Consider the following 26480-nt stretch of genomic DNA (forward strand, 5'->3'; position numbering starts at 1 on the left):
CAAATTGCTAATGATGAGGTTAGTAATGAATCGACAAATGACTTAGAATATGTGGCTACCTTCAACCTAGTTCCAGCAATTGATGTAGATGGTCAATTAAGAGTACACGTGGCTTCCGGTAGCCGAGAAATTGCACTTAATGCAGGTAGCGGTAATGGAACAAGAGGGACAATAAGGCTTAACAAATTTTTTACCGATGGGATAGGAGCTCCTCTAAATCACAATCCAGCTACAATTACAGGAACCATCTTTGCCCAAACTATTCAGCAGATAGGGAACCAGTATCAGCCTATTAATATAGGAGTAGACACGCCGTATGGTGTGGATTGGGTAACGGCAATTGGATACCGGCGCGGGAGGATTAGTACAATTTACGCAGAACTCGTTAGTACGATTTCAGCAAGATGTAATTTCTGATATAGATTTTAACGGTACGGCCGCACAAGTAACAATCGCTGATGGTAAGAATGTTGGTGGGGCTACCGGTGGTAATATAGATAATAAATTAGGAGGAGGTGCGAATATATTAAATTTTGTCGGTAATAGTACGGTTATCGGTAATGTAGGAGCTACAAATCCGGTTAATGTATTAAATGTTCAAGGCAATAATGCTGGTACAATAAACCTTGCTGCGGGCGGTAATTTAGCGGCAGTAACAAGTAGCGGAGGTGTTAACGGCATTGTTAATGTTTGAGGAGTAGGTACGCTTGGACCTGTAACAGGTATTGCGGCTTTGAATTTTAACGGAGCAGGGAATGTTGTGATAGTCGAAGCATCTAGTGCAACTACTCTTACCATAAATAATGCAGGTGTGGTAGCTACAGCTGCGGGTGGTTTTACCAGTAATGCTGAGGTCGGAGCAGGCCAACTTACAACAAATACTACGGGTAATGTTACTGTCGGAACAGGAACATATACAGGAAATATTACCGGTAATGCAACTTTTGGCGGGGCCCGGAACTATTAACACAACAGTTATTACAGGACAGACTGATTTTAAAGGGTCTGCAGGTACGGTTAACGTTAATGATACCGGTACTTTAGCAGCAGTGACAAGTAGTGCAGCAACTAACAGTAATTTAGTATTTTTAGGAGGCGGTAACGTTACCGGAGTCATAAATAATATTGGAGCAATTAGTGTTAATGCAGCAGGTAATAAAACGGTTATCTTTTAAAAAAGTGTATCCGCTACTTCTTTAACACTTGATAACAGTGTTGTGGCGAATTTACAAGACTCGCTTACAACAAGCGGTAACGTGGATTTTACCAATGGCGGTGTTTTAGAGTTTTCGGGAGCAAATCCTGCAGGTTATTTACTTAACAGCCAAATCAAAAACGGGAACACAGGAACATTAAACGTTTATACTACCAGCACTACTTTAACGGCTACTGATTCAAGTATAGGTACGGTAAACACAATTAATATCTGGCAGGGAAATGCAGCCGCAGCATTTACTATAGAGATGTATCTAACAAGGCTTTAACGCTAGGAAGTGCTATTAATTTGAATAATACTAAATCCGTATTTGGTTTAACTATTAGCAAAAATCAACAAGTTACCTTTATGAATAGTGTCGATAGTTTTGCCGGTGGAGGCGGTAGCGTCAATTTAAGTAGTACTTCTAGTACTATACCTAATAACAATGTGTTAACTTTGCAGGGTAATTTGGGTAATGAAACTCTTGGCACAAAGGCAAATCCCCTTGCTGTTATAAATGTTAGTGGTAATGTCGGTGTTGTTGGTACTAATGCTACGTTAGGTACAAATGGACTTGATGTGAGTAATACTGCAGTGCTTAATATTGCTGCTGGCGGGGTTTTTGCCGATGCATCACTTACCTCGGCTAAGATTGCCAAAATTAATATCGGTGAGGTTAATGCTGGACCAGCCGTTTATGCCCTTGATGCATTAAACGGTGATTTTCCATTAGATGCACCAGGTGTTACATTCGTGAATCCCGCATCTGTTTTAAAGTTAATGACTACCGTAGCTAGCGGCAAGAACAGTACTATAGAGTTAACAGGTAATATAGAGCCAGTTGTTCCAAATACCGGTGTAGTTGAGATAAATGCAAGAAATGCTAATACCAAGTTAACAATAGATGGTATGGCTAATAAGTATGCTATCGGAACAAAAGCAAATCCGGTGAGTAAAGTACAACTTACAGGGCACGGAACACTGGTAATAACTGCTCTTAATACCCCAAATATCGACGTATCCGTTGCAAAAGTTGCTATAGGATCAAGTTGGATCAAATGTTTTTTTCTCCACTCCTTCCGGTCCTATTAATAGCGAGCTTGGGGCTGTAAAGATTGACGGTAATATGAATTTCCAAAATAATGCCGGTACCGCACTATTTGCTAGTGATATAGCAAATAATATAACAAGTACCGGAGGTACTAACGGTACTATAGGTACAGTTGACGGTAACGGAAACTCAACGAATACAATTACGAACCTTGCAATGTTAAAAGCGGGTGCGGACAACAGCACCGTTACGATTAACGCCGGCGGTAATATGTCAATTGCTGAAATCCAAGGAACCGGCACAGGTAATATAGTGTTTACTCAAGCAACTAATTTAACCGTTGGTATTAACATCACAGGCGGTAAAGCTGTGGATTTAATGTTTACCGGTCCAAGCAGCGTTAGTGGAGCTATAGGTAGCAGTACTTCAAAAGTAGGTGATATAACTATTAGCGGTGATGTATTAAATTGTACCGGAGGTATTAATGCAGGATATGTAATATTAATAAATGGTGGCGACATAAAATTTAAGGGAACAACGAATAGTTTAGATATTTCTGAAGGATCAAGCTTTTCTCCTTTTGCTTTAGCTATAAATCCTGAGGATAGCGTGGTAATTTTTGATGAATCTACCGCTATTACTGATTCCGGTAGTATAGGTACTAAAGGAATGGTCGATATAGTTCAAATAGACGGGGGTGATGTTACAATTCCAAGGTACCGTGAAAACAAGGCTCGATTTCATTTACTACTGCTCAGTCTGCAACTTTAAGCCTTAATAATACAAGTATAATAAATGAATCAATTACGACCACAGGTAATAAAATCCATATTCTTGCAATATCAAATGATTTAACAATTGGAGCTAGCGGTAGTGGTTCGGTAGGTTCAGACTCAAATCACCTTAAAACCGTTCAGTTCAACGGTGTAGACAGTAAAATCACAATCGATAGCGAAGGTTTTTACTCGAGTATAACAACCAAGACTAATAATCAAGGTACGGCAATATTTAACGCTAATAATGGTTTTACCGATGATTTAGGCGGTGAGAATTAAAACCTTAAACTAGTTCAGTAGTAATAAAGGTAAAAGGGGATACCTATGCTAAAGATATTACTATTGATGCCAGTAAATCAGCGGTATTTACCGGTTATAACAGTAGAAGTTTAGACATTCCGTCAGCCACGGTCGGCGGTGTTAAAGTGCCAAGAGCAACAACAAAATTTCATTACAAAACAAAAATCGTTTCAGAGAACTTCAAAGGGAACAGCAGCAACTCTTCAGCGGAATACACTAATGCTGTACTTGTACAAGCACCGATTAACGGCGGTAGTCATAAATTCGATGATGATGTATGGTTACAAAAAGCGGTAACAGGCACTAATGCTATTACTTTTGCACCGAAGAAAACCGCTTTTATTGTATCGGATTTAGGAGCAAATACTATAAGTTGCCGATCAAGCAACAATGATGTTTACCTGTGATAATACTAGCGTAAATGTCGGGGGCAATATCTCAGGAAGTAATATAACTTTCGATCTTGGTAATAATAAAGTTACTTATACAGGCTCTGCTACTCCTACCGGTGAGCTTATTATAAATGTCTTCTATGATACTATAAATGCAGGGCAAACAGGCAACGCTAATAGCAGTAATATAGTACTCGCAAGCGGTAGTACCTTTGATTTATCAAATGTTTCTTCAATTAAAGTATTTTTAACTGCACAAAATAATCCGTTTGCTATTGTATTGGGCAGGGTAGTGCTTATCCTATCATCACCACGGCAGGAGGTAATATCATAGTCGGTAATGCTGCAAGCTTACCGTTTAATGTAACCGCTAATGAAGGTGGTTTTGTCAGATGGCAAATTACAGGTAATTCCTTTGTACTTTTACCGATAGAACCAACAGGAGATGTAACAATAGATAATATCATCAAAATTTTAATAAATACTCCTGTCGGTAATGTTATAGTAAATACCCTTGTAGGGCAAAGACGAGAAGTAGTTGAACATCTATTGCCTATAAAATTCAAAGACCTTCAAATGAAATACATAGAATAACTACTCCGCTTATTACCCCAATGGGGTCCTTCCGTCGGTCCGAGTGTTGGAGGTTTTAGCCCTCTACAGCTGCCACCAACTAGCGGTAGTGTAGTTAACAATATATATGTCCCGCCTACCACTTCGGGCAGCTACGACGTAACACCTAGCAATCCGGCAGGATATAATACTCCGACTACTCTGGGGCACAGGCGGATTTGGTCCTAACGGTCCTGCTAATGTCGGAGGCAATCCTTACGGTCCGAATGCTTCGGTCGTAACGACTCAACCTCAAACGTAGGCGCTAACCAGTTATCAACTGGAGGGTTGGTAGCTTTGGAGGTACTACGGGTTATAACAGTCCGTCAACAGGTGGCTCAAGCTACAATAGTCCAGTTTCCGGTTCGGATGTATACAGTCCATCAACGGCTTCTAGTGGTCAGAGTGGTGCCGGTGGCTCAAGTTATAATAGTCCTGCTGTAACCGGTATTGCTCCTGCTAATAGCGGTAACTCTTCAGCACAAGGGAGCAGTTCTAGTTTGGGAGGTACAACTAAAGGCGGTGTAACCAACAGCGGAAGTAGTCCATACGGTAATAGCGGTAATCCTAAAGCAACAGGTGTTTCTCCCGCTAATAGTAACGGTATGGGAAGTAGTTCCGGTAGCGATATGTCTGCTATAGGTAGTAGCCGAGATAATTCTGCAGGTACAAGTAGCGGTGGAAGCTCAGGTAGCGGAATAAGTCGTGCTAAAGCGAACGACGGCTTTAAATGCTGCACAGCTGCACAAGATAATACTAGTATCGGTAATCAAAAAGTAAGGGAGAGAATTAAGGCTCTTGAAGATGAAAATAACAACGCTACGAAGCCTGCAGCAGAAGATGCCACAGCACGTAAGAGAGGTGCAGCTGTCGGAGGCGGTGATTGTGAACTTGATGAAAGTAAAGCTAATAATTCCATTTATGGGGTATGGGCTAGCCTATATTACGGTAAGGCAGTACAAAAAGTCTTTAACGGACTTAGCGTTTATAAAGCTAAATTTACCAGTGGCTCAATCGGGGTTGATACCGTTATAAACGATAATATAGTTCTGGGTGCTGCTTATACTAGAGTCGATACGAAGTTACGTTACCAAAATGCTAAAGCCGGCAATACTACTAAGGTCGTAACTAATATGGGCTCTATATATGGTTTATATAACTTTATAAATAACCTATTTATAGAAGGTGTAACCACCTATGCACGAAGTGATATTAAAACTAATGAACTACGTAAAATATTATAGGCGGTTATGAAACAGCACACGGTAAGTATCATTCAACTCCTTATAGCGGTCAAGTAGTTGGGGGTTATAATTATCTATGGCAAGAAACTTCATTTGCACTGATGGCAGGAATCAGGTTTACTAAGATTAAAGATTCCGGTTATCAGGAATACGGTACTTCTTTCCAAAACCTAACTATTCAGAAACGTCAATATAACAAGGTTGAAGGTATACTCGGCGGTGAAATTAAGACAACCTCCTATAAGGATGAATTCATAATTAGACCGCAAATTCATGCCTTTATTAATTACGACTTCAAAGGTAAAACACCGGCAATCGTTGCAGATCTTAACGGTCTTAATGAGCCTCTACCGGTACCGGCACCTAAACCTACTAAAATGCTATATGATTTAGGGGCAGGTGCAGTAAATTAAGAAGGGTAGAATGGAGTATGGAGTGCATTACAGTCTGAACTTAGCTAAAAAATACCACGTGCCCAGTCCGGTACGCTAAGACTTAAAGTAAACTTCTAAAAACCCGCATCAATTAAGAATAAGGATTTTAAAATCCTTATTCTTAATTACACACCGAATAGCGGATTACTATATAATAAGTTGAATTTGTATAAGGATTATTATATTAATATTTGTAATTATTTTTCGGGAACTGCAATAGTTTTTATGGTAATTGCATGTAGTTTTTTATTTAATATTTCAGACAGGGCGTTTTTTACTAATTTATGTTGATTAATTAAAGACAGTCCATTCAATTGAACGTCTGATATTTCTAAGGCATAATGGTCTTGATCTCCTACTAAATCAGTAATTTTCATTGTACTGTTTGGAAATGATTCTTTAAGTATTTTTTCTAACTCTTCTACAGATATTGCCATTATTTTATCAATATTAATTTAAGTATTAATTAAAGTTTTTTTGCTTAAAGTAAAGCTTTATATGAATTTTTATTATAGAATTTTAAACATTCATTGATAAAATCGACTCTTATGCATATAATAATAATTAATATTATTATGTCATTTATTAATTATTATGAAAAAAGAAACTGAAGAATTAAAATTATTTATCTTAGAATGTTTAAGTGAGAAAAAAGCAGAAGATATTGAGGTAATTGATTTAACAGGAAAACATAAATTAGCCGATTATATTATATTTGCTAGCGGTCGTTCGACTAAAAATGTTGGAGCAATTGCTGAATATGTAGCTTTAGAATTAAAAAATAATGCTGGTATAAATAGTAATATTGAGGGGCTTGGTAAATCAGAATGGGTACTAATAGATGCAGGTACTATTTTAATTAATATTTTTTATCCTGAAGTACGGGAGCATTTTAAGTTAGAAGAAATTTGGAAAAGATGAACGATCATATTCTTATTAACGTTATAATTTTACTCGGTACTGCGGTTTTTATCGTGGCTATACTTAAGCGTCTTAGATTAAGTCCGGTACTTGGTTACTTAATTGCCGGAGCTGCAATAGGTGATCACGGTTTAAAAATCGTAACATATGACCAAACTAAGTTACTAGGTGAACTTGGTGTAGTATTTCTATTATTTGCGATAGGACTTGAGTTATCCTTCGAGCGATTAAAAGCTATGAGACGATATGTATTTGGTCTTGGTAGTTTGCAAGTTTTAACAACCGCTATAGTAATTGCCGGTGCAATGGTGCTTATAGACGGCAATAGTAGTGCGGCTATTATTACCGGCGGTGGTCTGGCCCTTTCATCTACGGCACTTGTTATGCAGGTTATTGAGGAAAATCGTAGTCAATCAACGCAAATAGGAAGAGTTTCTTTAGCTATTCTGTTACTACAAGATTTGGCCGTAGTGCCATTGCTTGTGATAGTTCCGTTACTTGCCGGTAACAATAAAGCCTCGCTTGTAGCGGCTCTTGGTATTGCACTCTTAAAAGCCGTAACGGCCTTACTTACAATATTTATTGTCGGTCGTGTTTTTCTTCGTCCTGTATTTTCATTCATTTCATCAGAAAGTAATAATGCAAGCGAGTTACCTATTTCGATGACTTTGTTAATAGTACTTTCTGCTGCTTGGGCTACCGAAACATTTGGTTTATCTTTAGCTCTAGGAGCATTTGTTGCCGGAGTATTAGTTGCGGAAACTGAATTTAGATTGCAGGCAGAGGAAAGTATTTATCCTTTCAAAAGTTTATTTTTAGGATTGTTTTTCATGACCGTGGGTATGAATATAGATGCCCTAGAAATGTATGAAAAAATATCTCATATTCTTACTTTATCTATTGCTTTAATAGGTATAAAAACCTTAATCATAACGGCTTTTTGTATTTTATTCGGTTTTAATAAAGGAGTTGCTTTTTATTCAGGCTTATTATTATCGCAAGGCGGAGAGTTTGGTTTTATATTATTCAGTTTAGGTAAAGATAGTGGAGTATTAGAAGAAAGTACTGCCGATATATTATTACTCGTAGTTACTTTTACTATGGCACTTACTCCATTACTCGCAGCTTTAGGGCAAAAGATTGCCGAGAAAGTTGATAAAGGACTTGGTAAAACTCCGACTCAAATGATTGAGCTTGGGGCAAGAGATTTAACAAACCATATTATTATTGCCGGACTCGGTAATACCGGTAAAATGGTAGCAAGAGTTTTGGAAGCGGAAGGTATAAGTTACGTAATACTTGATTTAGATGATGATAGAGTAAAAGAAGAGCTATCAAACGGTTTGCCGGTTTTTAAAGGTGATGTATCGCAAGCCGATACTCTAAAGGCATTAGGTACGGAAAGAGCATTCGCTATAATACTTACTATGAATAATCAAGTAACTATCAAGAAATCGCTTAAAACAATTAGCAGTAATTATCAGGATATACCGGTTGTCGTTAAGTTAAAAAATTTAAAAAATGTTAGAGAGTTTTATGATTTAGGTGCCACAACTATTATTCCGGAAAGTTATGAGACTGGATTACAAATAGGTGGAACAGTCCTAAAAAATATAGGTATTAGCGAGCAGGAAATTAATAGAATAAAAGTACAATTTAGGCTTGGTAATTATATAATAGCAAAAAAAGAGGATGCTTTATCTGAAGCGGAAGATAATGATTAAAATTCTTATTACTTTAATTATTGTAATATTATCAACAACAATTAATGCCAATAATAAAAAATTGCCTATTCCGAGATTTGTTTCAATAAAATCTAATGAAGTAAATGCAAGGAGCGGACCAACTACTAAATCTGCTGTAGAATGGGTTTTTGTTAAAAAAGGCGAACCGGTAGAAATAACTGCAGAGTACAAGCAATGGCGACAAGTACGTGACATTAACGGCGAAGGTGGTTGGATACATTCAAGCGTTTTATCAGGTAAAAGATCAGTAGTTATTACTTCTGATAAGGAAATAGAGCTTACCAAATCTGCAGACCCTAAAAGCCGAGTTATAGCAAAATTAATGCCACAAGTTCGTTGTAGTTTAAAAAAATGTAAAGAACAATTCTGCCAAATTACATGTAAGGATTACACAGGTTGGATTTCCAAGAAAGTAATTTGGGGAGTGTATGATGATAATGATAGGTATTAATAGGCTTCTTGCATAACCTCCTTCTAAAGGTAATTTGTACGTCAATCCGGTACTCGCATCCTCACGTACTTTTATATATGCTGCAGTGCTGTGTTCCGTGTTTCCTTCAAGTTCCTCTTTATAAGATAGGTTATGCAAGAAGCCTAGTACCGATAATAAATTGTAAAAGTAATTTACTACCTGAAGTTAATTTACTATGTATAAAAACTTACCAAAGATATAATTATTTATGCAAAGATATTTAGACGGTACAAATGATGTCGCATTTAAAAAATTATTTAGCGATAAAGTAAAATTAAAAAATTTATTGAACTCTCTTCTTAGGTTATCGAAAGGAGATAGAATCATAGATTTAAGCTATATAACTACTGAACAGTTACCTTTATTTCTTGAAGGGCAAGGAAGTTTGTTCGATCTAAAAGTTAAAGATGAAACCGGTAGATGGTATATAATCGAGGTGCAGCGTAAAATGGAGAAAGATTATCTTAATAGAACGCAGCTTTACGGTTGTTATACCTACGTTAGTCAAATTAAGAAGGGTATGAAACATAAGGATTTATTGCCGGTAGTAATAATTTCTATCATAGGAGCAAAAGCTTTGCCTGATGAATTGCCGTATATTAGCTATCATCATATAAAAGAAAGCAATCCCCATACACAATATTTGTTTTCATTAACTTATGTATTTATTGAACTAGGGAAGTTTAAAAAAAATGATCTTAAAGATGATACCGATGAATGGTTACATTTATTAAAATATGCTTCGCAAGAACAAGAACCGCCAAAAGAGATTAAAAATGAAATTGTGTTATCGGCATATGCAAGTTTAGAGCAATATAAATGGACAGAACAGGAGCATGATGATTATTTTAGAGCTGAAATGGCTATACAACAAGAAATAGACAAGTTTGAAGAAAAGTTTAATGCCCGGGATGGAGAAGGGCATAGAGAAAGAGAAAATTGAAACTGCAAAAGAAATGGAACGAACCTATAGAGAAAATAGCACGATATACTAAGCTTACAATAGAAGAAATAAAAAAGCTACAAGCAGAAAAATATAAAATATAGATATTTAAATGAAAACCACCTTACCTGAACGTTCTCTTAAAATTAGAGCAAGGTTTAATTTTATAGTGCAGCAGATTTTAGATATTGCACAGGAAAAATCGCTATAATTATCTTGTACGGTTTTTTTGCTAGAGGCGATTGGGTACGTGATCTACCTCACGGCTATCATAGCGATACTGATATTTTGATAATTCTGAAAAAGGTAAATATAAAGGATACACTGCTTTAAGATTAAAAGATAATATATCTAAGATTAGAAAACACAGGAATAATAAACCCTAAGCAAATTATTCCGTATGATTCAAGAATATCGATAATTCTAGAGTCAATAGAGGAAATAAGTAGGCAGTTAGAAAAAGTATGTTATTTTTATACCGATATAAAAAAAGAAGGTATTCTTTTATATGATAGCGGTGAATTTATACTTAGCGAGGCTAAAGATTTACCTTGGAGCGAGATGAAAGACATCGCTAAAGATTATTATGAATATTGGTTTGGTAGAGGTAAAGGTTTTTTAAAAGGGGCAACTACTTATTTAAACGATTTGGAGTATGCTTTATCAGCCTTTGCCCTTCATCAAGCTATGGAAAGTCTTTACAGTACTATTTTATTAGTTTTCTCAAACTACAAACCTAAATTACATAATTTACAAGAACTAGGTAGCATGGCAGGAAATTATGACAATGAATTATGGAGTGTATTTCTTCAATTAACCGAAGAACAAAAAAAGTGTTTTGAGCTTCTTGAAAAAGCTTATGTTGATGCAAGATATGATAAAAACTATAAAATTACTAAAGAACAGCTGCTTTGTCTTATTGAAAGAATAGAAAAATTAAAAGAAATCACAGCAAGAATTAATCAGTAAGGATTGAGTGTCATTCCTAACTCAGCATTACCTGCGTGGATACCGAGTCGTCATTGCGAGCGACTGCAAGGAGCGTGGCAATCTAGCAAAAATAATAAAAATCTAAATATTAGCATTTTTAACTGGATTGCTTCGTCAAAACTTGCAGTTTTCCCTCGCAATGACGGGGGCTTTTAAAGATATCAATAGTTATTGAGCAATGCCTATCAAGGTTTTAGTTTAAAGATTGATATAAATATAGTATAATATAAAACTTTTTATAGTATATTTGATGAACTGCAAAAATTGGCTGAGTCGTTCTACAAGAGCTTCGGTTCTCGCGTATTACGTTACACGCAGCTCATCTTGCCTTGTGAACTCCTCGCTCTTTTTGAAGTTGATCTTCGTATACTAGGCTTTTAGTTTAAAGATATATATATATAAAATTATGAGTAAGAAGCTTTATATTAAGACCTACGGATGTCAGATGAATGTTTATGACTCCGTTAAGATGCAGGATTTGCTTTATCCCTTTGGCTATGAACCTACTGAAAATATTGAAGAAGCAGATGTTATTATTCTAAATACTTGTCATATCAGAGAGAAAGCAGCCGAGAAAACTTATTCTGAACTCGGTCGTATTAAGAAACTACAAGATACCAGAACAAAACAAGGTTTAAGTTCTGCAATAATAGTTGTAGCCGGTTGTGTTGCACAGGCGGAAGGGGAGGAGATTTTTACAAGAACTCCTTATGTTGATATTGTTGTCGGTCCGCAATCTTATTATAACCTACCGGAATTAATCTCAAAAGTCGTTAGACACGAAAAGCACTTAATCGATCTTGATTTTGTTGAAGAAGCAAAATTTGATCAGCTACCTGAGCAATTATATCCGCAAGGAACAAGTGCCTTTATATCGGTACAGGAAGGGTGCGATAAATTTTGTACTTTCTGCGTAGTACCTTATACTAGAGGTGCTGAATTTTCAAGAAATGTAGAGCAGGTTTACAGAGAAGCACTAAAAGTAGTTAGTAGCGGTGCTAAAGAAATTATGTTACTTGGACAAAATGTCAATGCATATCACGGTAAAGGTCCTGCAGATAAAATATTTAGTCTAGCCGATTTACTCAAACATCTAGCACAAATTCCCAATTTAGAGAGATTACGTTATACCACCTCACACCCGATAGATATGAATGATGGTCTAATAAAACTGCACGGCACCGAACCTAAATTAATGCCGTTTCTACATCTACCGGTGCAGTCAGGTTCAAATAAAATATTAAAAGCCATGAACCGCAAACATGGTCGGGAATATTATTTTGATATAATTAATCGCTTAAGAGAAGCAAGGCCCGATATAGTTTTATCCTCTGATTTTATTGTCGGGTTTCCCGGTGAAACAGATGAAGATTTTGAGGATACGTTAGATTTAGTCCGCAGAGTAAAATACGGTCAGTGTTATTCGTTTAAATATAGCCCACGTCCCGGCACACCTGGTGCAACTAGAACCGACCAAATACCTGAACATATAAAATCAGAGAGATTAACTATATTACAACAAGAACTCATGGCTCAACAACTAGCTTTTAATGCAAGTTGTGTTGGTAGTACTATGAAAGTTCTATTTGATCGCAATGGTAAATTCGACGACCAGATCATAGGTAAAACTCCATACATGCAGTCCGTATATATCCAAAACCCTAATAAATCTTTACTTGGTAAAATCATTGATGTAAAAATTACTAAGGCTGCACTTAATAGTTTAACCGGCGAAATATTATAAGTCATGTATAAATCTCTTCTTTTTTGTTTAAAAATTTTTGTCTTCCTTATTTTAGTAGGTTGCGGGATTACTGCTTATATAATATACCACTATTCACGTGATTTGCCTGATTACTTACAGCTTGCATGTTATTATCCACCGTCGGTAACGCGTATTTATTCCCGTGACGGCAAATTAATAGAGGAGTACGCTTTTGAACGTCGTGTATTTGTACCGATTAATAGCGTACCGAGTTCGCTAATAGAAAGTTTTATTGCAGCTGAGGATAAGAATTTCTATAACCATCCCGGCATTGATTTGCTTGGAATAGTTAGAGCGGCATTTTTAAACATATCTAATTATTTACATCATAGGCGTATGGAAGGAGCGTCTACCATTACTCAGCAAGTGGTTAAAAATTTTCTGCTAACTAATGAAGTTTCTCTTGAACGTAAGATTAAAGAAGCGATGCTTTCTTATATGATTTCAAGAGTATTTACTAAGGATCAAATTTTAGAATTATATCTTAATCAAACATTTTTTGGTCGTGGTGCATACGGTGTTGCGGCAGCTGCACAAAATTATTTTAATAAATCCGTAGAGGAACTTACTATTGCAGAATCAGCTTTTATTGCGGCACTGCCTAAAGCCCCTTCCGAACTTAATCCTGAGAGAAACTATGCTAGAGTAAAAGCTCGTCGTGATTACGTAATAGCACGTATGTTTGAAGATGGTTATATAACAAGAGACGCTGCGAAAGAAGCTATGGATAGCCCGATAGTTTTACGCAAACGAGCTAAAGAAGAAACTGTTACGGCAGATTATTATGCTGCACAGGTCAGAGAAGAGGTAATTAGGATGTTAAATAGTAAGGAAGAATTTTACACCGGAGGTCTTACTATCATTACTTCTTTAGATGCAAAGATGCAGCAATTAGCTGAAAACTCTCTAAGAAAAGGTCTAAGGGAGTTTGATAGAAGGCGTGGTTTTAGAAAGCCTATAGCTAATATTTCTCTTGATAATTGGCAAGGAGAGCTAAAAAAACTACCGACTCCTCCATCGCTTTTAGAGTATAAATTAGCTGTAGTTCTAGATGTGGCCGATAATCATGTAGAGATTGGACTTATAGACGGCAGCAAATCTAAGATGCCTATTGCTGAAATGAAATGGGCAAGAAGTAATCTTAAATCAGTTAAGACCTTGCTTAAAAAAGGTGATGTGATAGTGGTTGAGGCTATAAAAGAGGGGTATGCTCTTCGTCAGATTCCTGAAGTAAACGGTGCTATTATGGTTATGAACCCAAATACCGGACAGGTACTTGCAAGCGTCGGCGGTTATGATTTTTCCACAAGTAAATTTGATAGAGTAACTCAAGCACTTCGTCAACCCGGTTCTTTGAGTAAAACCTTTGTTTATTTAGCAGCTCTTGAAAACGGTGTTAAGCCGAATCAGATTTTTAATGATGGACCTATTGAGATTTCGCAAGGTCCAGGGATGCCTAGTTGGCGTCCTAAAAATTATGAGGGTAAGTTTTTAGGTGAAATCACTATGCGTACTGGTCTTGAAAAATCTCGTAATCTTATAACCGTAAGAGTTGCAACTGCCGTAGGACTTACAAAAATCGTTGATATAATTAAGCGTTTCGGTATTAATAATGAACCAAAAAAAGTTTACTCTATGGTACTTGGTTCAATTGAAACCACACTTAGCAGAATGACTAATGCTTATGCAATTATTGCTAACGGCGGTAAAAAAGTTGAGCCTCATTTTGTAGAATTAATTAAAGATCGTAACGGTAAAATTATTTATAGGCGAGATGATAGAGAATGTCTTGCTTGTAATGTTTCGGATAGTAATTTAGATACCGCAATATTAGAAATACCGAAAGAATATATCTATAGAGTTACGGATGAAGCTAGTGGTTATCAAATTACTTCGTTTTTAACCGGAGCAATAGATAGAGGTACCGGTTATGCTGCGAAGAAGTTAGAGAAAATTATCGGCGGAAAAACTGGTACTAGTAACGATAGTAAAGATACATGGTTTGTAGGTTTTACACCCAAAATAGTAGTCGGCAGTTATGTGGGCTATGATACACCGAAAGCGCTTGGAAAAAGAGCAACAGGTTCAAACGTAGTATTACCGATTTTTATTGATTTTATGAGTAATGCTTATAAGGATGAGCCATCGCTGCCTTTCAAAGTTCCAGATTCAATTAAGCTAATCGCCGTAGATAGAGCAACTGGTAAAATTACACCAAGCGGTACTGTTATAGAAGCATTTAAAGTAAATAATGTTCAGATGCTTGAGAATGAAGATATGATTGATAATCAAGATAATAATGATATTTTTGATTATGTACCGAGTAAGGAAGATCAATCGCAGGAAATTTACTAAACTGTATAATTAGTTTAAGCCGATGTCATTCCCTGTTCTCTATGTCATGCAACAAAACCACCTATTTTTATTTTAACCTATGAAAAAAATTATTTTATATCTCACTGCCCTAATATCACTTACTATACCTTTTATAACTCAAGCGGATTGTTTTTTAGTTAATGAAAATTATAAAACAAGAAGGTAATTGCGAGTCTCGTTATGCTCCATGCTCAACATTTAAAATTGCTATAAGTTTAATGGGTTATGATGATGGGTTTTTAATTGATGAAACTCATCCAAAACTACCTTTTAAAGAAGGATATGCTGACTATCGTGAAGTTTGGAAACAATCCCAAACACCTAAAGATTGGATGAAGAATAGCTGTGTTTGGTATTCTCAGATTATTACTAAAGAATTAGGTATTGAAAAATTTCGTGATTATGTAACATAATTTGATTATGGTAATCGTGATATTTCAGGAGATAAAGGAAAGAATAACGGTTTAACTAATGCATGGCTTTCTAGTTCTTTAGAAATTTCACCGTAAGAACAATTAGCTTTTCTTCAGAAACTAGCAGAGAATAAATTGCCTGTAAGTGTTAAAGCCCAAGAAATGACTAAAAATATTTTGTTTATTGAAGATTTTGTAGATTGTTGGAAGCATTACGGTAAAACAGGCAGCGGTAATAAACTTAGCCAAGATAGAACTGTAAAGTTAAAGGATCGTAAAATTGGATGGTTTATAGGTTGGCTATAAAAAAATGACAGAACAGTTTTCTTTGTACATTTCATTGAAGATAATAAAAATTATGATTCTTATGCAGGGCAACGTTCTAAAGAAGCAGCGAAAAAAAAGCTAAAAGAATTGATAAATAAAGAATTGAAATAAATCTCAATTTTTATTTTCGAGGAACAACCAACAGTGAATTTGCTATTGGTTGTTGATTAAAAAGCAATACTCGAGGTCATCTATACTAAAGTACCTTCTTCTTCATAGGAGACTCCGGTCATATCTACCACAGCATGATCATTATCAAGTAGAGTGTTATTTTCAGTAGTAACATCTTCATTAATTTCAGCAGCAAGTTTTTCAGCTTCAATTTCGTCAATATATTGTTTTAATTTAGCTTTTGTTGCGTTTTTATTTCTAACATACCCAAGTTTTACCCCTACACCTATTATAACAGCTATGGAGGCAACTACAGCTGTGCCAATGCTTATATATTGAGCAACCAAGGAATTATCGTTATCACTCTCATCAAACATATTTTCTTGAGAGTTGTAAGTTGTATTGAAAGCAGTATTAGTAAGGTTTGCTACGGTGTTATTAATTAAATTTATTCCCGTTTCAGTCCAACTTTCAGTGTTATCGGAAAAGATTGATTCAGAAATTTCGGCAGTAGAGCTTGTTATTGTGTTATTAATCGGATTAGCTGCTATTTCAGATAAGTCTTTTGTTATGAGTTCCAATAAGTTTTCTATTGTGCTAGTACCTTGAGTAGTGCCTAGATATCGGGTTAGATATTAAATCCTTTATTTCTGAAGAAATTCCATTCAAATTATTTCCTTTAAGTACCTCAAATATTTCGCATCCTTTACCATAACCTATAGTAATATGGTTATTAGTTGCTGCAGTATTAAGTATATACTCAATAGTAGGGTTTTAAATTTTAGTATAATTTTGTGGATCAAAATAATAACGAAAATTTTCTTGACATATTTTCATCAATGCTTCCTCATACATAAAAGTATTATCACCTTGTTTTTTAAATATATAATCTCGTATATCGTCTCCATTATCATTAACTGCAGTAATAATAGCCTCGTCTATAGTTAACGCTTTCTTTATTTTGAAAAACCCTCTAAATATTAGGTTCATGACATCGCTATTTAATAATTCAATTCCTTTGCTACACTCCATCGTTGCCATATTGTTTTTAGGACAATTCGATACAATTAAATTTTTTGTAGTAGGATCTATATAATAATTTTCTCCGTTATATCCTATTTGAAGCATATTATATTCTTGATCTCCAATTGTTGCTCTTGCTGTAGTAATTCTTGCCACAGTGGTTAAAAATGAAGTTAATTGATGTATCATTTTGCTATTTCTTTGGATTTTTAAAATTGAAGGGCATAATCAGCAGTACTTATTTGATAGTCAAGAAATTATTAACAAAAATTAATAATTAATATATAATCATTGCAATTAGGTGAAATTATATAAATTTCAATATCGCTTGAAGTATCTAAAGAAATGTTATAAACTCAAAAAGTTCATAGAAATTTAAGGGTATTATGCAAGTAGTAAAAGCTTTATAACAAATTTTAGCAGATAGCTGTGCTTTATATTTTAAAACACAAAATTATCATTGGAATGTAGAAGGGGCAAAGTTTAGAAGTCTACATTTATTATTTGAGGGGCAGTATGAAGATTTAGCTGAAAGCTTAGATGAGCTTGCTGAAAGAATAAGAAGTTTAAATGCTAAAGTGTCCGCATTATCAGATTTAATAAAACTTGCATCTATAGATGAGGCAAATCTAAACGCAACAGTAAATGAAATGCTTAAAAGTCTAACAAAAGATCAAGATATTATTAGAGATACGTTATATAAGGGACTCAAAGTAGCGCAAGCAGAGGGCGATGAGGGTACAGCCGATATGATTATTGGACGAATTAAGGTGCATGAAAAGAATAGATGGATGCTGAAGAGTAGTATACTCTAGTGTCATTTCCATTTTCGTCATTGCAAGCGACTGAAAGGAGCATGGCAATCTCAGGAGATAGTGTATGATTCCTGAGATTGCTGCGTCGATGCTGTGCATCTCCTCGCAATGACGTTAATGCTCATAACAAACAAACTAACAAAATAAAAATAAAATGGAACAATATGATGTAGCCGTTATAGGCGGTGGTCCAGGTGGATATGTTGCAGCAATTAGAGCAGCACAATTAAAGAAAAAAGTTGTATTAATAGAAAAAGAGCATTTGGGTGGGGTATGTCTTAATTGGGGGTGTATACCGACTAAATCCCTGCTTAAATCTGCTGAGGTTTTTGAATATATAAAACATGCTAGAGATTATGGAATTGATGCTAATGGTGCTGAAATCAACATTAAGAAAATAGTCGAACGTTCAAGAGAGATTTCAAATAAGCTTGCAGGCGGTGTTAAGTTACTACTGAAAAAAAACAAAGTGACCGTGATAGACGGAGTAGCAAGTCTTGCAGGCAATAAGGTAATAAATATAAATGATAAACCTACAGTAAAAGTAGGAAATATTATTATAGCTACCGGCGCAAGATCTAGGGTTTTAAAAGGCTTTAAGCCTGACGGTAAACAAATTTGGACTTCTAAAGAAGCTATGATACCGCAGCATGTGCCGAAATCTATGATTATTGTCGGCTCAGGTGCAATCGGTATAGAATTCGCTTCGTTTTATAATAGTATTGGTGTGGATGTTACTGTAATTGAGGCACATAATAGAATATTGCCTGCTGAAGATACGGAAATTACCGGAATCGCTCATAAGAACTTTGAGAAGAAAGGTATAAAAATTATTACAAATGCTAAGTTAATTAAGCAAACAAAATCAAAAGATAAGATAGAAGTTGAGTTAGAGTTAGCAGGTAAAATACAAAAATTACAAGCTGAAATTTTACTTATGGCAGTAGGTATTACAGCTAATACGGAAAATTTAGGTCTTGAGAAAACAAAAATTAAAGTAGAAAACGGCTATATAACTACTAATGGGTTAATGCAAACTGCGGCATCAGGAATTTATGCTATAGGCGATGTAGCAGGAGTGCCTTGTTTAGCTCATAAAGCAAGCCATGAAGGTATTATTGCAGCGGAAAGCATAGCGGGCTTAAAACCGCATGCTATTAATAAACATAATATTCCTGGTTGCACTTATTCTTCGCCGCAAATAGCAAGCGTCGGTTTGACTGAAGAAGCAGCAAAAACCTTAGGTTATGAGCTTAAAATAGGCAGATTTCCTTTTATAGCTAACGGTAAGGCTTTAGTAAACGGTGATAGCGATGGCTTAATTAAAACTATATTTGATGCTAAGACGGGTGAATTGCTTGGAGCTCATATGATAGGCTCGGAAGTTACGGAATTAATACAAGGATATGTGGTTTCAAAAAATTTAGAAGGAACGGAGTTGGATTTAATTAACACTATCTTCCCGCATCCGACTTTATCGGAAATGATGCATGAATCAGTATGCTCTGCTTATGATAGGGCAATACATATATAATATTCGATGAATTTCAAAAATTGGCTACGTTGTCTTATAAGAGCTGTGGTGCTCGCGTATTAAGTATATGCTCTGCTCCTCGCCTTATAGACTCCTTGCTCTTGTTGAAGTTGATCTTCGTATATACGTTTCATTTTACTTCGGAGATATAAATTAAGAAAATGAACAAAGGTAATTTAATCGAGAATTATGCAGTAGCGTTATTTAATAACGCTATGGTTGATAATATACAAGATAAGATCTTTGAAGAAATTACTTCTATAAACCGTATAATTACCGATAATTTTGATATTAGAGAGTTCCTATTTTCTCCTATAGTAAATAAGAACGACAAAATTAACGCAGTCAATTCGTTAGCAAAAAATATCAAAATTAGCACAATAGTACAAAATTTTTTATTGTTATTGGTAAAAAATTCTCGTACTGCTATTTTATCTAATATAGTAGATGCTTATAGTACTTTACTATATGAAAGTAAAAATATAAAGATAGTTCAGGTTATTTCTGCAAATAAGTTACAACCTAAAGAGCAGGAGTGGATTCAATCTCGTATAGAAAAAGAATTAAATCAAGAAACAGAAATATTATTTGATATAGATAGTACTATTATTGGCGGTATTGTAATTAAATATGATAGTATGTTGCAAGATTACTCAATAAAAGGTAGTTTAGAGAAAATAACGAAAACTTTAAAGACAGTTAATATTGCTGCATAGATATTTATATAGTCATTGCGAGGAAATTACGAAGTAATTGACGAAGCAATCTCAGGATATTTTATGAGATTGCCACGAAGCCTACGGTTGCTCGCAATGACGACTCGGTATCCACACGGGCAATGCTCGTTCGCAATGACAAGAAAATTAGGAGACATAAACCACATGAAACTAAAGCCTATTGAAGTAGCTGGAATATTACAAAAGGAAATAGCTAATATTAATTGCTTAAGTGAGCTTGAGGAAGTAGGGCAGGTAATAACCGTCGGTGATGGTATAGCCCGAATTTACGGTCTTGCTAATGTAAAATCCGGTGAAGTAGTAGAATTTAAATCCGGTGTTAAGGGCCTTGTTTTAAACTTGGAAAACGATAGTGTCAGTGCTGTAATTATGGGGGATGATAACCAAGTACAGCAAGGTGATAATGTCAAAAGAACTAAAGAAGTTTTAGAAGTACCGGTAGGAAAAGCTCTGCTTGGTCGTGTTGTCGATGCTCTAGGTAATCCTATTGACGGCAAAGGCGATATTGCAAGTAAAGAGTACAGACATATCGAGATGAAGGCTCCGGGGATAATAGAAAGAACGAGCGTGAGCAAACCCGTACAAACCGGAATAAAGGCTATAGATTCGTTAATCCCAATAGGTAGAGGACAAAGAGAGTTAATAATCGGTGATAGGCAAACCGGAAAAACGGCTATAGCCGTTGATACTATTATTAATCAAAAACAAGCTCATTCACTTACTAATGAAAGTGATAAAATTTATTGTATTTATGTAGCTATTGGGCAGAAAAGATCAAGTGTTGCACAAATAGTAAAAAAACTAGAAGATGCCGGAGCCATGGACTATACACTCATTGTTTCGGCTACTGCTTCGGAAGCTGCAGCTCTTCAATTCATTGCCCCTTATTCTGCCTGTAGTATGGGCGAATATTTTCGTGATAACGGCATGCACGCACTTATTATTTATGATGATTTAAGTAAGCATGCCGTTGCATATAGACAAATCTCATTATTACTTAGAAGACCTCCCGGGCGAGAAGCCTATCCCGGCGACGTGTTCTACCTGCATTCAAGGTTGCTTGAGCGTGCTGCTAAAATGTCAGAGGAAAAAGGCAGCGGTTCACTTACTGCTCTTCCTATAATCGAAACGCAGGCAGGTGACGTATCTGCATATATCCCAACAAATGTTATTTCGATTACCGACGGTCAAATTTTCTTAGAAAGTGAGCTATTTTATAAAGGCGTAAGACCTGCCGTTAATGTCGGTATTTCGGTAAGCCGTGTTGGTTCTGCAGCACAAATAAAGGCTATGAAGCAGGTAGCAGGTTCGGTAAAGCTAGAGCTTGCTCAATTTAGAGAGCTTGAGTCTTTCTCGCAATTTGGATCAGATTTAGACCCTGCCACTAAAGCACAAATCGATCACGGTAAAAGATTAGTTGAGATATTAAAACAAGCTCAATATCATCCTTTTCCGGTAGAAGAACAAATAGTAAGTATTTATGTCGGAACTAAGAAATATTTAAATGATGTCCCGCTTCAGAAAGTAAAAGAATTTGAAGATAAAATGCTTACGGAGATAAGGTTAAATAAAAAAGATATTTTGGAATCAATAAAAAACGAGCAACGTATAACCGAAGAAACCGAGCAGAAACTGAAAGCATTTTTAGAAAACTTCGTTAAGGAATTTGTTAAATAAGATGATGTTGTTTTTGTGTGGATACTAAATCGTCATTGCAAGCGACTGAAAGGAGCGTGGCAATCTCAGGATATTTGACGAGATTGCAACAAAGCTTCGTTCCTCGCAATGACAAAAATACTAAATAAATATGTCAAATTTAAAGCAGTTAAGAACTAGAATTAAAAGCGTTAAATCTACACAAAAGATTACTAAAGCGATGCAACTAGTATCAGCTTCTAAAATGGCAAAAATAAAGAGTCAAATAGCCAATTCAAATTTTTATATTGAGGCTATTAGTAAAATGATGTCTGCTATATTATCAATTGATATGTATGAGTTATCTATAGAAGAGCAGAAATTTTTTAATACCGTGCCGAATAAAGCAAATTTATTGATAGTTATGACATCACAGCGTGGTTTATGTGGAACGTTTAATTACAGTATAATTAAGCAAGTTAAGAATGATATTAAAGAGTTAGAAAATAAAGGCGAACAAATAAAACTTATCATTATTGGAAAAAAAGGTTACGAAGCACTAAAAAGGCAATATGTAAATTATATTGATAGTTATTTTGAGTTACCCAAAATTCATGATGAAAACCTGATGCTACAAGTAAAACAAAAAATTATATCGGCAGTAGAAAATCTAGAAGTTAGTAATTGTGTTATATATTTTAATAAATTTAAGAACGCAATGACTCAAATTATGACTAGACAACAGATTTTACCGGTAGCAAAATATCAGGATGATTCTATGATAGATAATCCTATAGTTAATTTAGTCGGATTCGGATACAAGGAACGAGGAGCGAAGCCTATAAATAATAGGAGAGCGACGAGTGACATAGTAGGCGAGTCCAAATTAATTGACTATAATTATGAATATGAGGGAGAGAATCTCATTTCTAATCTAATTAATTTATATGTGAATTCCCAAATAAATTATGCTTTACTACAAAGTAGAGCAAGTGAGGAGGGAGCTAGAATGACCGCTATGGAAAATGCAACAAATAATGCTAATGATTTAATAAGCAAGTTAGTTTTAAAGCTAAATAGATCAAGACAGGCTATTATTACTACGGAATTAATAGAGATTATAGCCGGTTCAGAAGCGGTTTAGATATACTCGTTTAATGTGAAAAATTGGCGTCGTTGTTTCATATTTTTTGATCCTCACGTACTAGTATGTACGCTGTCAAAAAATATGAAACGCCTTGCTCTTTTTCACATTAAACTGCGTCTATCTGTTCTTCATTTTATTTGTAGTATATTTTTTAACAAAAGAAAAAATCATGACAAAAAATATTGGAAAAATTACTCAGATTATTTCAGCGGTGGTGGATGTAAAATTTACGAATAACGGTGAGTTACCGGAAATTTTAAATGCTCTAGAGTGCTATAACGATAAACAAAGGATAGTACTGGAAGTAGCACAACATATAGGTGATGATACGGTGCGTTGTATTGCTATGGATTCTACGGAAGGGTTGGTGCGGGGCGTAGAAGTAATAGATACAGGTAGTCCTATTCGTATTCCTGTAGGTACTGAGACGCTTGGGCGTATTATGAATGTTGTAGGTGAGCCGATTGACGGTAAAGGAGACATTAAAAGCTCAAATATTTCTTCTATATATAAGCCTGCTCCTGATTTTACCAATCAGTCAACCGAGCGTAATATATTAGTAACCGGTATTAAAGTTATTGATTTACTTGCTCCTTATACTAAAGGCGGTAAAATAGGACTATTCGGTGGTGCAGGAGTCGGTAAAACCGTGCTTATAATGGAGCTTATTAATAACGTAGCTAAAGCACACGGCGGTTATACGGTATTTGCAGGAGTCGGTGAGAGAACTAGAGAAGGTAATGATCTTTACCATGAAATGATTGACTCGGGTGTTATTAACTTTGCAGAGCCTGAAAAGTCAAAAGTAGCTTTAGTTTATGGACAAATGAACGAGCCGCCGGGAGCAAGGGCAAGAGTTGCGTTAAGCGGTCTGACCATTGCGGAGAGTTTTAGAGATATGAATGAAGGGCAAGATGTTTTATTTTTTGTAGATAATATTTTCCGTTTTACTCAAGCAGGTTCTGAAGTATCGGCGTTACTCGGTAGGATTCCGTCAGCGGTAGGGTATCAGCCTACTCTTGCAATCGATATGGGCGAACTACAAGAGCGTATCACCTCTACTAAGCACGGCTCAATAACTTCCGTGCAGGCTATATATGTACCGGCGGATGATTTAACTGATCCTGCTCCTGCTACTTCTTTTGCACATTTAGATGCCACAACGGTACTTAGCCGTCAGATAGCCGAGTTTGGGATTTATCCGGCAGTTGATCCGTTAGATAGTAATTCGCAGGTACTTGATCCGATGATTGTTGGTGAAGAACATTATAGTGTAGCAAGACAAGTGCAGCAGGTTTTACAAACTTATAAATCGTTGCAGGATATTATCGCTATTTTAGGTATGGATGAGCTATCCGAAGAAGATAAACTAACCGTGGCACGTGCTAGAAAAATACAGCGTTTCTTATCGCAGCCTTTCCATGTCGCTGAAGTATTTACCGGAGCTGCAGGCAAATTTGTTAATCTAGCCGATACTATCACAGGCTTTAAAGGACTTGTAGAGGGTAAATATGATGATTTACCAGAAGCTGCTTTTTATATGGTCGGAACTATAGACGAGGCTATAGAGAAGGCGCAGACGTTGAAGTGACGTTGATGTCATTCCCGCGTAGGCGGGAATCCAGTCACTAAAAAGTATAAACACACTAAAAGCTCAAATAATTTCGCTTTTTTCTGGATTCCCGCCTACGCGGGAATGACATAGTAATTTTACTATATTATTCTATGAACGCAACAATTCTAGTCAAAATAATTACTCCTTTAAGTATTGCATTTGAAAAGCAAGCTAAAATGGTAACAATGCCGGGTGAGGAGGGTATGTTTGGAGTGCTGCCGAGTCACGTTCCGATGATTGTTAGTTTAAAAGCCGGTTTAGTGCAGGTTTATATAGATGATATGTATAAATCCGAAAACACTTATCTTATTTCCGGCGGTGTAACCGAAGTAACGGCAAATTATATTAATATAGCTACGGAAACGGCTATTAACGTTACGAATTTAAGTGAAGCGGAAATAGTAACTAAGCTTCTCGATCTTCAAAAACCTTTATCAGATCAACATTAATTTGTTTGAAAAATCTACGTTTTGGGATAAGGTTATTTTAATGTCATTGCAAGGCTTTTTTCTGTCATTGCGAGGAGCGAGAAGCGATGCAGCAATCTTGTCAAACTTCCTGAGATTGTCACGCCAGTCTACGGCTGCTCGCAATGACGATGTTCATTCCACATAATCAAGTGAGAAATAAATGTCAAAAGTACATAATTCAGAATATATACAAGAGTTATCAGTCGATAATACTTCATACAAAATTTACGATATAAATAAAGCGGCAAGCGATATCGATCTTCCCTTAAAAAAGCTTCCATATAGTTTAAGAGTATTATTTGAGAATGTATTACGTTCTAATGGTTCAAAGCAAAGCTTACTTGTATTTAAAGAATGGCTAAAAACTAAAAAATCTGATGCGGAAATAGATTTTATGCCGGCAAGAGTTTTGATGCAGGACTTTACCGGTGTGCCTGCTATTGTAGATTTGGCAGCTATGCGTGATGCGATGAAGAAAATAGGAGGCGATCCGTTAAAAATTAATCCGCTTATTCCTGTTGATTTGGTAATAGACCATTCCGTAAGCGTTGATTCTTATGCAGCTAAGGATTCATTCGATAAAAATGTTCAAATGGAAATGAAACGTAATATAGAGCGTTATGCATTTCTTAAATGGGGGCAGCAAGCATTTAATAATTTTAAAGTAGTGCCGCCGGGTACGGGTATTTGTCATCAGGTAAATTTAGAATATTTAGCAAAAGTCGTGTGGCATAAAGACGGCACCCTTTATCCTGATAGTTTAGTTGGAACGGATAGCCATACAACTATGGTAAACGGTTTATCGGTGCTTGGTTGGGGAGTCGGCGGAATAGAGGCAGAAGCTGCCATGCTAGGTCAACCTCTTACTATGATCCTGCCGGAGGTAATTGGGTTAAAACTAACAGGAAAATTAACAGGCATAGCTACCGCAACCGATTTAGTTTTAACCGTTACCGAGATGTTGCGGAAAAAGAAAGTAGTAGGTAAATTTGTCGAGTTTTTCGGTGAGGGGCTTAAAAAGCTAACGATTGCCGATCGTGCTACTATTTCTAATATGTCACCTGAATACGGTGCTACTTGCGGCTTTTTCCCGATTGATCAAGAAACTATAAAATATCTAGAGCTAACAGGTAGAGAAAAAACGCAAATCAGATTAGTAGAGAAATACGCAACCGAGCAGAATCTTTGGTATGATTTTGAACATGCGGCAGAATATACCGAGGTTTTAGAGCTAGATTTATCTACGGTACATAGTTCACTTGCCGGTCCAAAACGTCCGCAAGATCGAGTAAACTTAAACGATGTAGCAAGTAATTTTAAATATGAATTACCGAATTTTGCTTTAGAAAGTAAAGACATTGATAAAAAATATGCCGTAGCAAATCAGAATTACGAAATCGGTAACGGCGATGTGGTAATTGCAGCAATTACTAG

At 35.9% G+C, this 26480-nt stretch carries 29 protein-coding genes and 2 pseudogenes; 27 read left to right on the forward strand and 4 right to left on the reverse strand.

What is annotated here, in order from left to right; genetic code table 11:
- Positions 1 to 340 precede the first annotated feature (340 nt).
- The 8 genes from O6R16_RS03010 (at position 341) to O6R16_RS03045 (ending at position 4051) form a co-directional block, all read left to right on the forward strand.
- Positions 341 to 694, forward strand: coding sequence for a hypothetical protein (locus tag O6R16_RS03010; protein ID WP_499679953.1), 354 nt, complete (start codon positions 341 to 343; stop codon positions 692 to 694).
- Positions 695 to 733: 39 nt separating this feature from the next.
- On the forward strand, positions 734 to 967 hold the full coding sequence (locus tag O6R16_RS03015) for a hypothetical protein (protein ID WP_499679954.1): 234 nt from the start codon (positions 734 to 736) through the stop codon (positions 965 to 967).
- Positions 936 to 1175 (forward strand): hypothetical protein, encoded by a 240-nt coding sequence (locus O6R16_RS03020; RefSeq protein WP_499679955.1) that lies wholly within the window; start codon positions 936 to 938, stop codon positions 1173 to 1175. Before O6R16_RS03015 ends, O6R16_RS03020 begins: the two co-directional genes overlap by 32 nt.
- Before the next feature lie 42 nt (positions 1176 to 1217).
- Complete coding sequence (locus O6R16_RS03025; protein ID WP_499679956.1) at positions 1218 to 1484, forward strand: hypothetical protein; 267 nt, start codon at positions 1218 to 1220, stop codon at positions 1482 to 1484.
- Between the two features lie 20 nt (positions 1485 to 1504).
- Positions 1505 to 2290: a hypothetical protein gene (locus O6R16_RS03030; RefSeq protein WP_499679957.1), complete on the forward strand. Its 786-nt coding sequence runs from the start codon at positions 1505 to 1507 to the stop codon at positions 2288 to 2290.
- A 34-nt stretch (positions 2291 to 2324) separates the two neighbouring features.
- On the forward strand, positions 2325 to 3020 hold the full coding sequence (locus tag O6R16_RS03035; protein ID WP_499679958.1) for a hypothetical protein: 696 nt from the start codon (positions 2325 to 2327) through the stop codon (positions 3018 to 3020).
- 430 nt (positions 3021 to 3450) lie between these two features.
- Positions 3451 to 3732 (forward strand): hypothetical protein, encoded by a 282-nt coding sequence (locus O6R16_RS03040; protein ID WP_499679959.1) that lies wholly within the window; start codon positions 3451 to 3453, stop codon positions 3730 to 3732.
- Positions 3716 to 4051 carry a hypothetical protein gene (locus tag O6R16_RS03045; protein WP_499679960.1) on the forward strand — a complete coding sequence of 112 codons (336 nt, stop codon included), beginning with the start codon at positions 3716 to 3718 and terminating at the stop codon, positions 4049 to 4051. The genes O6R16_RS03040 and O6R16_RS03045 overlap by 17 nt, the downstream gene beginning before the upstream one ends.
- On the opposite strand, the gene O6R16_RS03050 is transcribed toward O6R16_RS03045, so the two are convergent.
- Positions 4014 to 4283, reverse strand: a complete 270-nt coding sequence (locus O6R16_RS03050; RefSeq protein WP_499679961.1) for a hypothetical protein — start codon at positions 4281 to 4283, stop codon at positions 4014 to 4016. The genes O6R16_RS03045 and O6R16_RS03050 overlap by 38 nt on opposite strands.
- Positions 4284 to 4829: 546 nt before the next feature.
- Here O6R16_RS03050 and O6R16_RS03055 point away from each other — a divergent pair.
- Complete coding sequence (locus O6R16_RS03055; protein WP_499679962.1) at positions 4830 to 5573, forward strand: autotransporter outer membrane beta-barrel domain-containing protein; 744 nt, start codon at positions 4830 to 4832, stop codon at positions 5571 to 5573.
- Positions 5570 to 5986: an autotransporter outer membrane beta-barrel domain-containing protein gene (locus O6R16_RS03060; protein WP_499679979.1), complete on the forward strand. Its 417-nt coding sequence runs from the start codon at positions 5570 to 5572 to the stop codon at positions 5984 to 5986. Before O6R16_RS03055 ends, O6R16_RS03060 begins: the two co-directional genes overlap by 4 nt.
- A 218-nt stretch (positions 5987 to 6204) precedes the next feature.
- Here O6R16_RS03060 and O6R16_RS03065 read toward each other — a convergent pair whose 3' ends face one another.
- Complete coding sequence (locus O6R16_RS03065; protein ID WP_499679963.1) at positions 6205 to 6444, reverse strand: BolA/IbaG family iron-sulfur metabolism protein; 240 nt, start codon at positions 6442 to 6444, stop codon at positions 6205 to 6207.
- Positions 6445 to 6601: 157 nt separating this feature from the next.
- Between O6R16_RS03065 and rsfS the strand changes: the two genes are divergently transcribed.
- From rsfS to blaOXA, 9 genes and pseudogenes are all read left to right on the forward strand, one after another.
- Positions 6602 to 6928: a ribosome silencing factor gene (rsfS, locus tag O6R16_RS03070; RefSeq protein ID WP_004997291.1), complete on the forward strand. Its 327-nt coding sequence runs from the start codon at positions 6602 to 6604 to the stop codon at positions 6926 to 6928.
- Positions 6925 to 8652 (forward strand): cation:proton antiporter domain-containing protein, encoded by a 1728-nt coding sequence (locus O6R16_RS03075; protein WP_499679964.1) that lies wholly within the window; start codon positions 6925 to 6927, stop codon positions 8650 to 8652. The genes rsfS and O6R16_RS03075 overlap by 4 nt, the downstream gene beginning before the upstream one ends.
- Positions 8645 to 9124: an SH3 domain-containing protein gene (locus O6R16_RS03080; RefSeq protein ID WP_499679965.1), complete on the forward strand. Its 480-nt coding sequence runs from the start codon at positions 8645 to 8647 to the stop codon at positions 9122 to 9124. The genes O6R16_RS03075 and O6R16_RS03080 overlap by 8 nt, the downstream gene beginning before the upstream one ends.
- Positions 9125 to 9353: 229 nt before the next feature.
- On the forward strand, positions 9354 to 10088 hold the full coding sequence (locus O6R16_RS03085) for an Rpn family recombination-promoting nuclease/putative transposase (RefSeq protein WP_499679966.1): 735 nt from the start codon (positions 9354 to 9356) through the stop codon (positions 10086 to 10088).
- 561 nt (positions 10089 to 10649) lie between these two features.
- The gene (locus tag O6R16_RS03090) at positions 10650 to 11057 is read left to right on the forward strand and encodes a HEPN domain-containing protein (protein WP_499679967.1); all 408 of its coding nucleotides are present in this window, start codon (positions 10650 to 10652) and stop codon (positions 11055 to 11057) included.
- Between the two features lie 39 nt (positions 11058 to 11096).
- Positions 11097 to 11222: pseudogene (locus O6R16_RS03095) on the forward strand (lytic transglycosylase domain-containing protein); the annotation flags it as partial.
- Between the two features lie 262 nt (positions 11223 to 11484).
- Positions 11485 to 12822 carry a tRNA (N6-isopentenyl adenosine(37)-C2)-methylthiotransferase MiaB gene (miaB, locus tag O6R16_RS03100; protein ID WP_499679968.1) on the forward strand — a complete coding sequence of 446 codons (1338 nt, stop codon included), beginning with the start codon at positions 11485 to 11487 and terminating at the stop codon, positions 12820 to 12822.
- Between the two features lie 3 nt (positions 12823 to 12825).
- Entirely contained in the window at positions 12826 to 15198 is a 2373-nt protein-coding gene (locus tag O6R16_RS03105) for a penicillin-binding protein 1A (protein ID WP_499679969.1), read from the forward strand.
- A gap of 79 nt (positions 15199 to 15277) precedes the next feature.
- Positions 15278 to 16070 (forward strand): annotated as a pseudogene (blaOXA, locus tag O6R16_RS03110) (class D beta-lactamase).
- An 80-nt stretch (positions 16071 to 16150) separates the two neighbouring features.
- Here the strand turns inward: blaOXA and O6R16_RS03115 are convergent.
- Entirely contained in the window at positions 16151 to 16651 is a 501-nt protein-coding gene (locus O6R16_RS03115; RefSeq protein ID WP_499679970.1) for a hypothetical protein, read from the reverse strand.
- 193 nt (positions 16652 to 16844) lie between these two features.
- A complete protein-coding gene (locus O6R16_RS03120) occupies positions 16845 to 17282 on the reverse strand; it encodes a hypothetical protein (RefSeq protein ID WP_499679971.1) in 438 nt (145 codons plus the stop codon).
- A gap of 224 nt (positions 17283 to 17506) precedes the next feature.
- Between O6R16_RS03120 and O6R16_RS03125 the strand changes: the two genes are divergently transcribed.
- From O6R16_RS03125 to O6R16_RS03160, 8 genes are all read left to right on the forward strand, one after another.
- Positions 17507 to 17908 (forward strand): Dps family protein, encoded by a 402-nt coding sequence (locus tag O6R16_RS03125; protein ID WP_499679980.1) that lies wholly within the window; start codon positions 17507 to 17509, stop codon positions 17906 to 17908.
- Positions 17909 to 18062: 154 nt separating this feature from the next.
- Positions 18063 to 19442, forward strand: coding sequence for a dihydrolipoyl dehydrogenase (gene lpdA, locus O6R16_RS03130; protein ID WP_499679972.1), 1380 nt, complete (start codon positions 18063 to 18065; stop codon positions 19440 to 19442).
- Between the two features lie 161 nt (positions 19443 to 19603).
- Positions 19604 to 20158, forward strand: a complete 555-nt coding sequence (gene atpH, locus O6R16_RS03135; RefSeq protein WP_499679973.1) for an ATP synthase F1 subunit delta — start codon at positions 19604 to 19606, stop codon at positions 20156 to 20158.
- 165 nt (positions 20159 to 20323) lie between these two features.
- The gene (atpA, locus tag O6R16_RS03140) at positions 20324 to 21856 is read left to right on the forward strand and encodes a F0F1 ATP synthase subunit alpha (protein WP_499679974.1); all 1533 of its coding nucleotides are present in this window, start codon (positions 20324 to 20326) and stop codon (positions 21854 to 21856) included.
- Positions 21857 to 21986: 130 nt separating this feature from the next.
- Positions 21987 to 22958 carry an ATP synthase F1 subunit gamma gene (gene atpG / locus O6R16_RS03145; RefSeq protein ID WP_499679975.1) on the forward strand — a complete coding sequence of 324 codons (972 nt, stop codon included), beginning with the start codon at positions 21987 to 21989 and terminating at the stop codon, positions 22956 to 22958.
- Between the two features lie 172 nt (positions 22959 to 23130).
- The gene (gene atpD / locus O6R16_RS03150) at positions 23131 to 24552 is read left to right on the forward strand and encodes a F0F1 ATP synthase subunit beta (protein WP_499679976.1); all 1422 of its coding nucleotides are present in this window, start codon (positions 23131 to 23133) and stop codon (positions 24550 to 24552) included.
- A gap of 134 nt (positions 24553 to 24686) precedes the next feature.
- Positions 24687 to 25025 (forward strand): F0F1 ATP synthase subunit epsilon, encoded by a 339-nt coding sequence (locus O6R16_RS03155; protein WP_499679977.1) that lies wholly within the window; start codon positions 24687 to 24689, stop codon positions 25023 to 25025.
- A gap of 181 nt (positions 25026 to 25206) precedes the next feature.
- On the forward strand, positions 25207 to 26480 hold a 1274-nt coding region (locus tag O6R16_RS03160), incomplete at its 3' end, for an aconitase family protein (RefSeq protein WP_499679978.1).

The sequence above is a fragment of the Candidatus Rickettsia tasmaniensis genome (assembly GCF_036857515.1).
Lineage (GTDB): Bacteria > Pseudomonadota > Alphaproteobacteria > Rickettsiales > Rickettsiaceae > Rickettsia > Rickettsia rickettsii.